The sequence below is a fragment of the Antarctobacter sp. genome (assembly GCF_034670325.1).
In the GTDB taxonomy this organism is placed as follows: Bacteria; Pseudomonadota; Alphaproteobacteria; order Rhodobacterales; family Rhodobacteraceae; genus Antarctobacter.
On record NZ_JAXMNR010000017.1, the window covers coordinates 16,580 to 30,107 of the forward strand.

Sequence of the window (13,528 nt, forward strand, 5' to 3'; positions counted from 1 at the left end):
TCGTGACGGCTTCGTGCTCACATGAAGCCAAAGAGTTTCGGTATCGTCAGGGTCAGCGCCGGCACCATCGAGATCAGGATGATCACCAGAAAATGCACGGCGAGGTAGGGCCACAACTCCTTGGAAATCACCTCGATCCCGGTTCGGGTCAGCCCCGAGGCGACGAACAGGATCATCCCCATCGGCGGTGTCACCAGACCGACGGTGACGTTGACGCACATGATGATGGCGAAATGCACCGGGTCGACGCCCACTTGGGCCAGCGCGGGGGCAAAGATCGGCCCAAGGATCAGGATCGCAGGCACCGCATCCAGAAACATGCCGATGATCAGCAGCAGAACATTGACCAAGAGCAGCAAAAGGAACGGGTTTTCGGTGATGGTAAACAGCATCTTGCCCAGTGACTGAGGCACACCCGACACTGTCGCCGCCCAGCCAAAGATAGTGGCCGATCCGACGATCAGCAGGATTGATGACGAAACCAGCCCGGTGCGGTAGAAGATGCCGATTAGGTCCTTGGGCTTGACCGTGCGGGTGATCAGCATCGACAGGATCAGCGCGTAGAACACCGCTGCCCCCGCCGCCTCGGTCGGGGTCACAATCCCCGACACGATGCCGCCAAGGATGATCACCGGCGTCAGTAGCGGCAGAAAGGCGGGTTTGAACGCGGTCCAGACTTCTCCGCTGGTGGCGCGGCGGTGGGCCTTGGGGTAATTGCGGCGCTTGCCGATGATCGCGGTGACCGCCATCAGACCGACTCCCACCATGATGCCTGGTATGATGCCCGCCAGGAACAGTGCGGCGACGGACACGTTCATTACATAGGCATAGATCACCATGATGATGCTGGGCGGAATGATCGGCCCGATGACCGAACTCGCCGCCGTCACCGCCGCCGCAAAGGCGCGGGAATAGCCGTCCTTTTCCATCGCCGGGATAAAGATCGACCCCAGCGCCGAAGTATCCGCCACAGCCGACCCGGACAGGCCAGCAAACATGATCGAGGCCACGATATTGGCCTGCGCCAGACCGGCCCGCACGTGACCCACCAGAACATTGGCAAAGGTCACAAGGCTTTTGGTGATGCCAGAGACGTTCATCACCTCACCGGCAAGGATGAACAGCGGGATCGCAAGGATCGGGAATTGCGCAATCCCGCCGAACATCTGCTGCGGCAACATCTTCATGAAGGCGGGTTGATCCGCGATCAGGAACCCCGCCAAGGGCCCCGCCGCCAGCGCGAACACAATCGGTATCCCGGCGACCATCAGGCCCAGAAAGACCCAGAAAAACGTCAAAGGCATGGTGTATCTCCTCCTCAGAGCCCGCTGCGGCTAGGCAGGGGTCCGGTCTTTTGCCGAAAGCCGTCAGGCCGTGTCAGGAAAGTGAATTGTCGATCATGCTGCCCGGCTCTAGGTCGATGTCGTCGGGCCTGAATATTCCAAGCAGGGCGGTCAGCGAGAACTCGAACGAAATCAGAGCCATGATTGCGCTCCCGAACGGGATGGCGAAGTAGATCCAGAAAAACGAAAGCTCGAACGACGAAGGCTGCTGTTTGCGCGCGATCCAAGCAAGGCTATAGCCCTGCCAGACAAAGATGCACATCAGCCCGAAGACCACGGAATAGATGATCAAATAGTTGACGTTCCGCAGGCGCGGCGGCAGCATGTTCGGAACGATATCCAAGGCGATCTGCCCGCGGTTTTTCAGCACGATCGGCGCGGCCACAAAGACCAGCCAGAACATCATGTATTTGCCCGCCTCTTCGTACCACGGCAGCGAACTGTTCAGAACGTACCGCCAGAAAACGCCGACAAAAACGTTCAGCATGATCAAAGCCATCAGTGTAATCGTGAGCCATCTTAGGCCCTTGCAAATCAGGATGTTGGTCTTGTCCAACCCTGAGATCACCATCTTCATTTCTACGTCCCTCCCTCTGCCCGTCAGCCGCGGCATATGGCGGCTGGTTCATTGCCCCGTCGGCGTTACCCCAGTGGGCGTCGCGCCAGGGAAAAGGTCTGGCCGGTCGGGCCGCCAACCGGGCGCGTCGCCATGTACAGCGCCAGTTCGCCGATTTCGTCGGGGTGCTTTAGCCGTTCCCATTCGGGGAAACCGGGGGGCACACCATCGGCGAACCGTTCCAGCACTTCTTCGGGGGTGGTGCGGCGACCTTCGGGGCCGTCTTTGTTCAACATGCTGGTGGCGACAGGGCCGGGGATCAGATTGTTGACGTCGATCTTGCGCGACCACAGTTCGTTCGCCAGCGCATCGGTGAACATATTCATCGCCGCCTTTGAGATGTGGTACGAGCTGTTTTTGTCGCCCGCCCGTTTTCCCATGCCAGAGGTCACGTTGATGATCTTGCCACCCTCGGAAATGCCCTCTAGCAGGAAGCGCGTCACCATATAGGGGCCGCGCACGTTGATCTCGATGGTTTTCCACCACTTCGCCGGGTCAGACGCGTCGATACGGCCCGTTTCCAGTTCCGAGCCAGCGTTGTTGACCAGCACATCGACCTTGCCGAATTCCTTTAAAACATCCTCGCAGAAGGTCTGTGTCGCGGGTTCGTTCGACAGATCCACCGCGCGGACAAAGCAGCGCACGCCCTCTGCCTCGACCTCGGCCCTGACGGCCTCCAGCTCGGCCATTGTGCGCGAACAGATCGCCAGATCGGCCCCGGCCCGTGCAAAATAGATCGCAATAGATCGCCCAAGACCGCGACCCGCCCCTGTCACAACTGCTGTTTTTCCGGCAAGCTCTTTGGTCATAGCGTCGTCTTCTCCTCAACTCGGGGGGCCTATGGGCGCGGCTATGGCCACGGCCCTTGGGGACCGAAATTTTATTGCGTCGTGCATTTGGGAAAGGATCGATTTGTCCTTATCAAAATGCAAGTACACACATTTTTGTAAGCATGGGATTTTCCGGCTGTTTTGGGGTGCTGACACGTCCCCAACAGTGTCGCTGCGCCAATCAACGCTTTAGGCTGATCGCAATGAAACCGAATTCAGAAAACGGGCCTATTGCGCCCCTTTGCCCAAGACTTACGGCGGTGTCCCTCCCTTGTTTGGCATCGCGCGGGGTGGGCTGGTTTGGATGCCTGCCGCCCGAATCGTGATTGCCGTCTCCCTGCATGAACATTAAAACATATAGAACTATATAACAATACAGTTTGACAAAAAACACACCTGCGCGCGATCTGATGACCGTCACCCAGCGACAGTCCCAAAAAGGTAAACTTTGTGCGTAACAGGGAAAAATGTACCTACTTGCAAAAAAGTAGGTACATCTAAAACCATAGCCTTGTCACGAAATGTCAACATGGAGGAGATGACATGAAACCGACGAGACTTCCCGCCTTTGGGCTGGCGCTGATGCTGGCGGCACTTGGGGCGACGCAGACCATGGCCGACGCACATTCCGGCAATGAGCTGGTCAAGGACACAGATGTCGAATTCATCCCGCTGAATCCGGCGCGGGGCGACGCAAGCCCACGGTCCGGCGCACTGTGGGGCGATATCCGCAAAGACGTGCCATCGGGCATGTTGGTGACCTTTGCCGAAGGGTTCCAATCGCCGCCACACATTCACAACATCACTTACCGTGCTGTCGTGATCAGCGGCGTCGTGCATAACGACGATCCCGACGCCGCCAAATTGTGGATGGGTCCGGGGTCGTTCTGGACACAGCCGCTGGGCGAAAACCACATCACCGCCGCCGAAAGCGCCGATGGCGAACGGTCGATGATCTTTCTCGAAATCCTGTCCGGGCCATATCTGGTCAAACCTGCGGATGAGGCGTTTGATGGCGGAGAGCTTCCGGTCAACCTTGAGACCCGCAACATCATGTGGCTGGACGCAGAAGACGTGAAATGGGTGGACGGCGACGGCGGCGCCCAGGTTGCGTTCCTCTGGGGCAGTCTTGAGGGCAATGAAAAGAACGGCACATTTATCAAGCTGCCCGCAGGCTATGCCGGAACGCTCAGCACCGATGCGCCCCTCATGCGCGCCGTCACCGTTCAGGGCAGCACCAGCGTGACGCTATCGGGCGAAGAAACAGTCAACACCTTGAATCCGGGCAGTTATTTCGGCTCCAAAGGGGATGCATCGCATGCCGTTTCCTGTGGCGCCGACGCGGATTGCATCCTGTATATGCACACCGAGGGCAAATATGCGCTCACGGCGTCGTAACCGCATGTAAACAGGTCGGCCGCATTGAAACGATGCGGCCGACACAGCCGGTTACAGGAACGGCTTTTGCGCGATGGATTTCGGCACCACGTAATGTTCCAGGCTTTCAGGCCCGCCCTCAACGCCGTAGCCGCTTTCCTTCACCCCACCAAAGGGTGTCTCGGGAATGGCGACGGCAACCGTGTTGATGCCCACCATCCCCGCCTGCAGTGCGTCCCCGATCTGCGTCGCGCGATCCAGCGAATTGGTCAGCGCATAGGACGCCAGCCCCAGTTCCAGCGCATTGGCGCGTTCCGCCACCTCGTCGATCGACCCAAAGCGCGTCATCGGCGCCAAGGGGCCAAACGGTTCTTCGGTCATCACCATGCTGTCGTCTGGCGCGTCCTTGATCACCGTGGGGGCAAAGAAATAGCCGTGATTGCCGATCCGCTCACCTCCGGTGGTGATCGTCGCACCGCGATTGCGCGCATCCTCGACAAAGCTGTCCATCGCGCTCAGCCGCCGATAGTTCGCCAGCGGCCCCATCAATGTGCCGTCTTCCATGCCGTTGCCCACCTTGATCGCGGCGGCCCGTTCGGTGAAAGCATCGACAAAGTCGGAATAAATCGCGTCCTGCACAAAGAACCGTGTGGGTGAGATACAGATTTGCCCGGCGTTGCGGAACTTGCCCGGCACCAACAAATCGACCGCCTTGCCGATATCCACATCGTCAAACACCACCACCGGCGCGTGGCCGCCCAGTTCCATCGTCAGGCGCTGCATCCGGTCTGAGGCCAAGGTCGCAAGCTGCTTGCCCACCGGAACCGACCCGGTCAGCGACACCTTGCGCACGATGTCGGACGCCATCAGGTGCTTGGTCAGCTGCGCCGAGGGGCCGAACACCACGTTCACCACACCCGCTGGCAGACCCGCATCCACCAACGCCTGCGCCAGCACAATGGCCGAGGCAGGCGTTTCATTCGACGCCTTCAGGATGACCGAGCACCCTGCCCCCAGCGCCGCACCGATCTTTTTCGCCACGGTGTTGATCGGAAAGTTCCAAGGCGTGATCGCCAGACAAACGCCGACAGGTTCCTTGACCACATAGTGCCGCACTCCGGGGGCGCGGCCCTCAACGATGCGGCCATGCAGGCGTTTGCCCTCTTCTGCGCTGAACTGCAGGATATCGACGACGGTGCCGATCTCCATCCGCGCCTCGGCCAGCGGCTTGCCGTTTTCCAGCGTCACAACGGCGGCGATGGCCTCTGTCCGCTCACGGATCAGGCGCGCAGCATCCATCATGATCTGCGCCCGCGCATAGGGCGACATGGCCCGCCACGTGGCAAAACCGCGTTTGGCCGATTGCAACGCCGCATCCAGATCTTCGGGCGCGGCGGCGGGCAAGGCGCCCAGCACCTCTTCGGTGGCGGGGTTGATGACATCCAACGTGGCTCCGGTCGCGCTGGACCGCCATTCGCCGTTGATCAACAGTTTTAGGTCTGGATAGGCGTTCATGATTTCGTTCCCTTTTGCTGTCGCAAGGTGGCGTTACCCGCCCTGTTGCCCCGCGATGTCGTTTTCCCAAGTCGTTGCGTGTGCTATGGGCCAAGGCCCGCCCGTCACGCCCCTCAGTCGCGAAAATTCATTCCCCGCGTGCCAAGCACCGACACAACCGGCGGCCCGCTGTCGCGCGGCATCCCTTCGGGGGCCGGTTTGCTACCGCATTCCACAAAGGCGCGGATGCGACAGGTGGCACAGACCTGCGGGTCCACATGCTCCATCACCGCGCCAATGGCCTCGGCCTTGTTCGGGTGCATCCACGACTTGTCCAAGACCGCGAACAGGTTCATTCGCCTCAGCGCCAAAACCGTTTCTTTGTACGCAATAACAATGTGATACTCGCCGCCCGCCTTGCGCGTTCTCAGAATCTCTGCCGCCAGCAGATCGACACCGGACAAGTCGATTTTGCCCAACCCCTTGAGCGCCAGCACCTTTAGCCTGCGGCCCGGATACAGCGTCTCAAACCGGCGAAATTCGCCCTCGACATGATCGACAGAGCCAAAAAACAACGGCCCCTCTAGCCGCAGCACCGAAATCTGCGGGCATTGTTCCAGATCATGCGCCTCGACCCCGCGCAGCAGCCGACGGCCGTTGTACAAAATCGGTGAAATCGCAGCCAGATGCGGCCGCGCGCTGCCATGCAGAAACACCAAAAGAGAGGTGATCACACCTACGAAAATCGCGTTTTCCAATTCGGTCGTGACCCCGGCCAAAAAGGTCAGCCCAAGAATGAGCGTCTCACTTCGGCTGCCGTGCAGGATGTGGCGGATTTCGTCAAAACTGATCAGCCGCCACGCCACATAGATGATGATCCCGGCCATCGCCGGTTTTGGGATGCGGTCCACGAAGGGCGCGAACAGAAACAGCAGCACAAACAGAAACAGCGCCGCGAATATGGCCGAGATCGGTGTCCGCGCGCCGGATTCGACGTTCAGCGCCGACCGGGTGAACGACCCTGAACCGGCATAGGCCTGAAAGAAACCCGCCACGACATTCGACAGACCCTGGCCGATGATTTCCTGATTGGAATCGTACCGCTCTTGTCGGCGCATCGCAAAGGACCGACCAATGCTGATCGCCTCCAGCAACCCGACAAAGGCCACCGACATTGCAGCGGGCATCAGGGCGGAAATGTCCGCCAGTGTGACCTGAGGCACCGAAAAGGCCGGAACAATCGACGGCAACCTTTCGAACATGGCCACGCCCGCACTTCGCGCGTCCAAAAAATCGGAAATGCCCGCGCCGACAATCAGCGCCACTAGATAAGATGGCAACCGCCGACTGACCCGCTGGACAAGGATGATGGTCAGTAGCGTCACCCCCGCGATAATCACCGCCAATGGGTTCACCGCCTCCCAACGCTCCACGACCCGCGCGATCCGTTCGATCACGCCACCGCCGCTTTCGACGCTGATCCCCAGTGCGCCGCTTAGCTGCGATGCGCCGATCAACAGCGCCGCCGCCGCAGTAAACCCCACCATGACCGAATGCGAGATAAACGAAATCACCCCGCCAAGGCGAAAGACCCCGGCCAATAGCTGAAACAGCCCCGCCACGATGGTCAGCGTCAGGGCAAACTGCACATAGACGGGCGTGCCGGGGGGTGCCAATTGCGACAATGCCGCAAACATCACCGCAGAAATTGCCGTGGTCGGCCCGGACACCATCACCATCGACGACCCCCACATCGCCGCAATCACCGGCGTGATCAACGCAGTGAACAGCCCGTATTCCGGCGGCAACCCGGCAATCACCGCAAAGGCCACGCCCTGTGGCAGCACAATGGCCGCATTCGTCAACCCCGCCAGCGCGTCATCACGCAACGTGGCCTTTGACACCACCGCGAACCAAGGGCGCGGCAGTCGGCAATTGTCGATCAGACGCGACATCCTCATGTCATTCGGAACCGGGGTCTATAGCATGAGAAAAGCAGGTTAATCCGTTGTAATTAAAGGGCTCAAAGGGGTCAGGCTTGGCAAAGCACTTGTTCCGGCATCTGAGCACGTTTTCATCCTCCGTCATCAAGCACCGACAATTTTGAACGCCGGCATCCAGCCCAAGCACAGCATGTTGAACGGCTCTTTCCGTCAAAGGTCGAAGCCTGTGGTTTTCAGGCGCAAATACGCCGACGCGACTCAGTCGCCACCCTTAACTTAAATTCTTATATATATTTATATGTTTGCTGCAAGGCATACTTTTTATGCAAGGGCCACTATCGAAATGACGTTGTTGTGCAACTCTGCGGTACCTACAGGAGGGGCAGAAACCAATTTTGGGGAGCGGCGCAAACCGCTCAGGAGAGGTGGCTGGGGAAATCTGAACAACCGGGATAAGTGGATTTTCCGCGCAACAGCGGCATGATGCTGCGAGCGAGGAGAAGACCCGTGGCAAGACGACCGCGCCGGAATCACAGCCCGGCGTTCAAGGCGAAAGTGGCGGTTGCGGCGATCAAGGGGGAGAAAACCTTGGTCGAGCTGGCGCAGGATTTCGACCTGCACCCGAACCAGATCAAGCAATGGCGGGATCAGCTTCTGGTGGGAGCGACCGGCGTTTTTGGCGAGACCGCAAAAGCAGACCCGGAACCGAAAGTCGATGTGAAGACCCTGCATGCGAAGATCGGAGAGCTGACGCTGGAGAAAGATTTTTTGTCCAGCGCGCTCGGCAAGGCGGGACTGTTGCCGAGCGCAAGAAGATGATTGATCGGACCGCAAAGTTGAGCCTGTCGCGCCAGGCCAGGGTCCTCGGGATCAGCCGGGGCAGCATCTACTACTCGCCGCAGCCGGTCACGGATGCCGACCTGAAGCTCATGCATCGGATCGACCAGCTGCACATGGAGTTCCCGTTCGCGGGCCGCCGGATGCTGCAAGGGCTGCTGGTCCAAGAGGGGTTCGTCGTGGGGCGTCTGCACGTCGCCACGCTGATGAAGCGCATGGGCATCGAGGCACTGTATCGCAAGCCCAACACCTCGAAACCGGCGCCGGGCCACAAGATCTACCCGTACCTGCTGCGGAACCTCTCCGTCACGCGCCCGAACCACGTCTGGGCGATGGACATTACCTACATTCCTATGGCGCGGGGCTTCATCTATCTCGCGGCGGTGGTCGACTGGGCCACGCGCCGCATCCTGGCCTGGCGGGTATCGATCACGCTGGACGCGGGCTTTTGCATCGAGGCACTGGAGGAAGCCTTGGCCAGACATGGGCAACCCGAGATCTTTAACAGCGACCAGGGCAGTCAGTTCACGTCCATCGACTTCATCAAGGTCCTGGCCTCGCGCCAGATCAAGATCAGCATGGATGGGAAAGGAGCGTGGCGCGACAACGTCTTCGTCGAGCGCCTGTGGCGGAGCATCAAGTACGAGGAAGTCTACCTGCGCGCCTATGCCAGCGTCTCCGAGGCCCGCGCCTCGATCCGGAACTACCTGGGCTTCTACAACAGTCGGAGGCCCCACTCATCGCTTGACGGCAAAACATCCGATCAGGCTTATTTTAATCCGTCGGCGCCCCAAGCGGCAGCGGCATAAACAAGGCGGAAAACCACTTGCGAAACGCCGGGAACCTGTTCAGACAAACCGAGCCACCTCTGTCATTATGTCCGGCATTCGTCGCTATCCATTGGGAAGGCTTCTGCGATCTTTGCCAATCTACCAGCAATTCGTTCTAAAGACGTTACAGCCAATACCATTTCAGAGTAGGTTAAAGAATCTACTGATACAGCCGCATCAGCGATAGTGTTTTCAATCTCTTGGGCTACACTCTCCAATATTTTTGACTTTTCCGTCAAAGTTACGCCGTAACTTGCGGCTATTTTATTTGGAGCTTCCATGTTTTGTTAACCTCTTTTGAGATGAGGTATAACTACCCAATTCTTGATCATGTTCATTTGTGCGTAGGTAGTAAAGTTTGGGTTTTTTGGTCACTTTGCCTATCCATTTGTGCCGCACAGGGTGCAAAAGTGTGGTAGCTCCTGGGTTTTTAGTCTCGTGGTGTGGTGGTCTACAAATTTGTGACCATCACATGGATGCCCTATGGGACAATTTCTTCACGGCAGCGCCACGACCACGCACCCCATCCGAGATCTCATACAGCGATCGCAGGCTTCGAACGCGGCGCTGAGCCGGGAGCTCGGTATCAACGTCAAGACCGTGGCCAAGTGGCGCCAGCGGGAGCGCGTCGAAGACGCCTGGATGCGTCCGAAACAGACGCGTTCCACCGCCCTGAGCGCAGACGAGGAAGCAACGATCGTGGCTTTCCGGCGCCACACGCTGCTGCCGCTGGACGATTGACATCTACGCGCTGCAGCCTTCGATCCCGCATGCTAGCAGCCACCAGCCCGCTACCGCTCCAACTGTGGCAGCCAAGGGATCAGGCTGCTCTCACGGATGCGGAAAAACGTCCTCACGTTCGCCGCGGATAATTTGGCGGACAGGACCGCGGCTTAGCCCCGTCTTGCGCACTGAACCGCCCCGGGTTTACCGGAGAGTTTCTGGTTCAATGATTAGGCTGCTTTTTCGGGCGCGTTCAAGCTTTCGTAGAATGCCTCCTCTGCTTCTCGCGGGGTGATGTATCCGATGGCGCTGTGCAGGCGCCGGTTGTTGTACCAGTCGACCCATTTCAGGGTTTCCCATTCGACCTTCGTTATGGATTTCCACGGGCCAAGGAAGTTGATGACCTCGGTCATGAACAGGCCGATGGTGCTTTCGGCAAGAGCGTTATCGTAGCTGTCGCCAACGCTGCCCACAGAGGTGTCGATGCCGGCTTCGGCCAGACGCTCGGTATACTTGATCGACAGGTATTGGGATCCCCTGTCGGAATGATGGATCAGCTTGTCTGCCTCGGACGGCGCCCGCTGACATATGGCCTGGTTCAGGGCGTCGAGAACGAAGCCTGTGGTCATTGACGTCGACACACGCCAGCCGACAATTTTCCGGGCAAAGACGTCGATGACGAAAGCGACATAGACCATCCCTTGCCAGCTTGAGACATAGGTGAAATCTGACACCCAGAGCTGGTTCGGCATCGCCGCCACGAAGGCCCGGTTCACTTTGTCATCAGGACAGGGCTGTGCTGCGTCCGGGTTGGTCGTGATCACTTTCTTGCCCCGAACAACGCCTTGTAATCCTGCGCTTCGCATCAACCGCTCCACCGTGCATCTGGCAATGGCGCGGCCTTCCCTGCGCAGGGCATGCCAGACCTTGCGGGCTCCGTAGCGGCCGCCGCTGGCATCATGGACACGTTTGATCTCAGCTTCATCAGACGCGTCGCGCTTTGCCCGGGAAGACGCCAGGTCAGGGTCATCTTCAACAGCCTTGTGTGCGTAGAACGTCGATGGTGCGATCCCCAGAACCCGGCAGATCGGCCCGACACCAAAGAGACATCGCAGTTCGCCAATGAAGGAGATCATCGCTTGAACGGGCGGTCGAGCTCCGCCGCAGCGAAATACGCGCTCGCCTTCTTCAGGATCTCGTTGGCGGTCCGCAACTCCCGGACCTCGCGCTCCAATTCCTTGATCCGATCCTTCTCGGCGCTCGTCAGTCCGGCGCGTTGCCCGGCATCGCGCTCGGCCTGCTGGCACCAGACGCGCAGACTGTCGGGTGAACAGCCGAGCTTCGGCGCAATCGCACGATACGCCGCGCTATCGCTGGTGTAGTTGGCGCGGTTCTCTTGAAACAGCCGAACACCGCGTTCGCGTAGCTCAGCCGGATAGGCGGGCGTGAATCGTCTCGTCGTCATAGGGCTCATCCTTTGAGTGTTTTACTCTCCGGTAAACCCGGGGCGGTTCATTACGGCATCTCATAACCAATAGATGGCCAAGGCGGCGAGTGCGATTGCGGAGAGGAAAACCTTGGGGCATCTGTCGTATCGTGTGGCCACGCGTCTCCAGTCTTTGAGTCTGCCGAACATGATCTCGATCCGGTTCCGGCATTTGTAGCGGCGCTTGTCATATTTGACAGGGGTCTTGCGCTGTTTTCGACCGGAGATACATGGTCTTATCCCTTTGTCTTTCAACGCGTCTCTGAACCAGTCGGCGTCATAGCCTCGATCCCCAAGCAACCATTCGACCTTGGGCAAGCTGCTCAGCAAGGCCCGTGCCCCGATGTAGTCGCTGACCTGTCCAGCGGTGACGAACAAGTTGAGTGGCCGCCCCTGACTGTCGCAGATGGCGTGCAACTTGGTGTTCATGCCGCCTTTGGTCCGGCCAATCAGGCGTCCACGCCCCCCTTTTTTACACCCATGCTGGTCGCTGTCCGGTGGGCCTTGAGATATCTGGACAACATCTTCATCGAGCGTCTGTGGCGCACGTTAAAATACGAGGGCGTTTATCTGCATGCCTGGGAGACCGGGTCACAGGCCCGCGCGGGTGTCCGGAATTGGATGGAGTTCTACAATCAGCGCCGCCCGCACAAAGCCCTTGGCGGACAGCCACCGGCAGTGGTCTACTCACTGCAAATCGAAGCAACGCAACCCGATCAGCCGGAGCAGATCAGAGCTTAAAAAACGCCGGATCCTGTCCACGAAATGGGGAGCATCTCAGGCTTCATCTTCTATTGAGGCGTCTGAGACGCAGCGGTTTCATGGACTTGACGCTGAACGCCGAACAAGAATGGTTGCGCATGTCGTCTCGCTAAATTCGCAAAGGCGAGCAGCCGGAACAGGCTATCCGGCTGGCGATCTCGCTAGACTAGGTGCAGGTGGTCGACCCTGCTGGCAGTCAGTGAGTTGCCCGGACCCGCGACGACATTACCGCGGCTGGCGGCGAGTTGGATGAAGTCCAAACAACATTCCTCGATTTGACTCTGCGAGATTGCGACGCGGTCGATTAGAAAACGCATCTGGTTGCCATCAAGTTCGACCTAAACCAACCTCTTGAACCGCAAGTCGAGGTTGCCCGGGATGATCTTCGCGATCTTCAAACCACCCGGCACGGCCAACGGCTTCGGCGATGCAGCCACCCTGAGAAGTGGTTTGCTTCGCGTTTTGGACGCAAGGGGTGCCGACGTGACTTGTTCAGTCCCATAGTCCGTCTCTTTTGGTCAGTAATCCTACCAAAGGGGCGGCATCAAACCGCGACAGGTCCAAGATGTGTCCGAAGCCTTCGCATGCCACGTCGGCTTGGCTGGCGATTTGTGGATAACGCATTGTTAATAAGGAGTTTCTTAAAGAGTGAAGCCTAGGGTGCACATTCCTTAGAAGCAGGATCAGCACTTGTCAGTCTACGTAGTGACCCCATCCAACTGGAATGATCCCAGCTTTTGGAGCGCGATTGCGGAGTCCAGCGGGGGGAGCACGCTTGATCTGTCGGGCCTGCCGGATACTTTTCGGATCACCATGAAGTCGTCCAGCGGCAAGTTGTCGATAGCCCATGGCGCAACCACCTTTGTCGTAGGCGACGCAAGCACGAGCGGCAGCTTTGACGCGCAACTGGCCCCCTCGACAGAGTTCGACTACTTTTCGATCATCGGCACTGAAGGCGACGACAGTTTCACAGGCAGCGGCGGTGCCGAAAATTTCGATGGCGGCGGCGGCAACGACCGTTTTTCTGGGGGGAGCGGCGACGACTCGCTGTCCGGCGGCGAGGGTGACGACACGTTCTCGATTTACGGCGGCAGCAGCGGTCTGGACCAGATCGACGGCGGCGCGGGGACCGATACCTGGCAGGGCAGCTATTATAACGACGTGTTCAATGTCTCCAGCGGGCTGAGCAACCTGACCAGTATCGAGGCGATTGACGGCGGCAGCGGGACCGACGTGATCCGGGCCACCTCGGGCGACGATACGCTGGATTTCACTGGCGGTCCGGTC

General features: G+C 58.9%; 11 protein-coding genes, 2 pseudogenes and 1 other annotated feature. Of the genes and pseudogenes, 5 read left to right on the forward strand and 8 right to left on the reverse strand.

Going from position 1 to position 13,528, the window contains the following annotated elements; all coding sequences use genetic code 11:
- Positions 1 to 17: 17 nt before the first annotated feature.
- The 3 genes from VOI21_RS24060 to VOI21_RS24070 form a co-directional block, all read right to left on the reverse strand.
- Positions 18 to 1,304: a TRAP transporter large permease gene (locus tag VOI21_RS24060; protein WP_323772518.1), complete on the reverse strand. Its 1,287-nt coding sequence runs from the start codon at positions 1,302 to 1,304 to the stop codon at positions 18 to 20.
- A gap of 73 nt (positions 1,305 to 1,377) precedes the next feature.
- Positions 1,378 to 1,920, reverse strand: coding sequence for a TRAP transporter small permease (locus VOI21_RS24065; protein ID WP_323772519.1), 543 nt, complete (start codon positions 1,918 to 1,920; stop codon positions 1,378 to 1,380).
- 65 nt (positions 1,921 to 1,985) lie between these two features.
- Positions 1,986 to 2,768 (reverse strand): SDR family oxidoreductase, encoded by a 783-nt coding sequence (locus VOI21_RS24070; RefSeq protein WP_323772520.1) that lies wholly within the window; start codon positions 2,766 to 2,768, stop codon positions 1,986 to 1,988.
- Positions 2,769 to 3,332: 564 nt separating this feature from the next.
- Here VOI21_RS24070 and VOI21_RS24075 point away from each other — a divergent pair.
- A complete protein-coding gene (locus VOI21_RS24075; protein ID WP_323772521.1) occupies positions 3,333 to 4,187 on the forward strand; it encodes a DUF4437 domain-containing protein in 855 nt (284 codons plus the stop codon).
- A 51-nt stretch (positions 4,188 to 4,238) separates the two neighbouring features.
- On the opposite strand, the gene VOI21_RS24080 is transcribed toward VOI21_RS24075, so the two are convergent.
- Together VOI21_RS24080 and VOI21_RS24085 are read right to left on the reverse strand one after the other, a co-directional pair.
- Positions 4,239 to 5,681, reverse strand: coding sequence for an NAD-dependent succinate-semialdehyde dehydrogenase (locus VOI21_RS24080; RefSeq protein WP_323772522.1), 1,443 nt, complete (start codon positions 5,679 to 5,681; stop codon positions 4,239 to 4,241).
- A gap of 113 nt (positions 5,682 to 5,794) precedes the next feature.
- Entirely contained in the window at positions 5,795 to 7,615 is a 1,821-nt protein-coding gene (locus tag VOI21_RS24085) for a SulP family inorganic anion transporter (RefSeq protein WP_323772523.1), read from the reverse strand.
- Between the two features lie 495 nt (positions 7,616 to 8,110).
- On the opposite strand from VOI21_RS24085, the gene VOI21_RS24090 reads away from it, so the two are divergent.
- Positions 8,111 to 9,249, forward strand: a protein-coding gene (locus tag VOI21_RS24090) for an IS3 family transposase (protein ID WP_416359003.1) whose coding sequence is annotated in 2 segments (ribosomal slippage) — positions 8,111 to 8,366 and positions 8,366 to 9,249 — 1,140 coding nt in all. Because the reading frame shifts where the segments join, the coding sequence is not laid out codon by codon here.
- A 65-nt stretch (positions 9,250 to 9,314) separates the two neighbouring features.
- Here the strand turns inward: VOI21_RS24090 and VOI21_RS24095 are convergent.
- Positions 9,315 to 9,551 (reverse strand): hypothetical protein, encoded by a 237-nt coding sequence (locus VOI21_RS24095; protein ID WP_323772526.1) that lies wholly within the window; start codon positions 9,549 to 9,551, stop codon positions 9,315 to 9,317.
- Positions 9,552 to 9,753: 202 nt separating this feature from the next.
- Here VOI21_RS24095 and VOI21_RS24100 point away from each other — a divergent pair.
- Positions 9,754 to 10,042, forward strand: a pseudogene (locus VOI21_RS24100) (terminase gpP N-terminus-related DNA-binding protein); the annotation flags it as partial.
- A gap of 181 nt (positions 10,043 to 10,223) precedes the next feature.
- Here the strand turns inward: VOI21_RS24100 and VOI21_RS24105 are convergent.
- Positions 10,224 to 11,458 (reverse strand): IS3 family transposase gene (locus VOI21_RS24105; protein ID WP_416359004.1). Its coding sequence is split into 2 segments (ribosomal slippage): positions 10,224 to 11,158 and positions 11,158 to 11,458, totalling 1,236 coding nucleotides; the frame shifts between segments, so codons are not numbered across the junction.
- Positions 11,055 to 11,171, reverse strand: a sequence feature (AL1L pseudoknot). It overlaps the preceding gene by 117 nt.
- 60 nt (positions 11,459 to 11,518) lie before the next feature.
- Positions 11,519 to 11,991 (reverse strand): annotated as a pseudogene (locus tag VOI21_RS24110) (IS5 family transposase); the annotation flags it as partial.
- On the opposite strand from VOI21_RS24110, the gene VOI21_RS24115 reads away from it, so the two are divergent.
- Positions 11,960 to 12,220 (forward strand): integrase core domain-containing protein, encoded by a 261-nt coding sequence (locus VOI21_RS24115; protein WP_416359005.1) that lies wholly within the window; start codon positions 11,960 to 11,962, stop codon positions 12,218 to 12,220. The pseudogene VOI21_RS24110 and the gene VOI21_RS24115 overlap by 32 nt on opposite strands.
- A gap of 711 nt (positions 12,221 to 12,931) precedes the next feature.
- Positions 12,932 to 13,528, forward strand: a 597-nt coding sequence (locus VOI21_RS24120; RefSeq protein ID WP_416359006.1) for a calcium-binding protein, incomplete at its 3' end; no start/stop codon positions are given.

Bases quoted from the DNA above. Each gene is read 5' to 3' on its own strand.
- VOI21_RS24115 (WP_416359005.1), top strand. From the start codon at position 11,960: ATGCTGGTCGCTGTCCGGTGGGCCTTGAGATATCTGGACAACATCTTC.
- VOI21_RS24070 (WP_323772520.1), bottom strand. From the start codon at position 2,768: ATGACCAAAGAGCTTGCCGGAAAAACAGCAGTTGTGACAGGGGCGGGT.
- VOI21_RS24085 (WP_323772523.1), bottom strand. From the start codon at position 7,615: ATGTCGCGTCTGATCGACAATTGCCGACTGCCGCGCCCTTGGTTCGCG.
- VOI21_RS24080 (WP_323772522.1), bottom strand. From the start codon at position 5,681: ATGAACGCCTATCCAGACCTAAAACTGTTGATCAACGGCGAATGGCGG.
- VOI21_RS24095 (WP_323772526.1), bottom strand. From the start codon at position 9,551: ATGGAAGCTCCAAATAAAATAGCCGCAAGTTACGGCGTAACTTTGACG.
- VOI21_RS24065 (WP_323772519.1), bottom strand. From the start codon at position 1,920: ATGAAGATGGTGATCTCAGGGTTGGACAAGACCAACATCCTGATTTGC.
- VOI21_RS24060 (WP_323772518.1), bottom strand. From the start codon at position 1,304: ATGCCTTTGACGTTTTTCTGGGTCTTTCTGGGCCTGATGGTCGCCGGG.
- VOI21_RS24075 (WP_323772521.1), top strand. From the start codon at position 3,333: ATGAAACCGACGAGACTTCCCGCCTTTGGGCTGGCGCTGATGCTGGCG.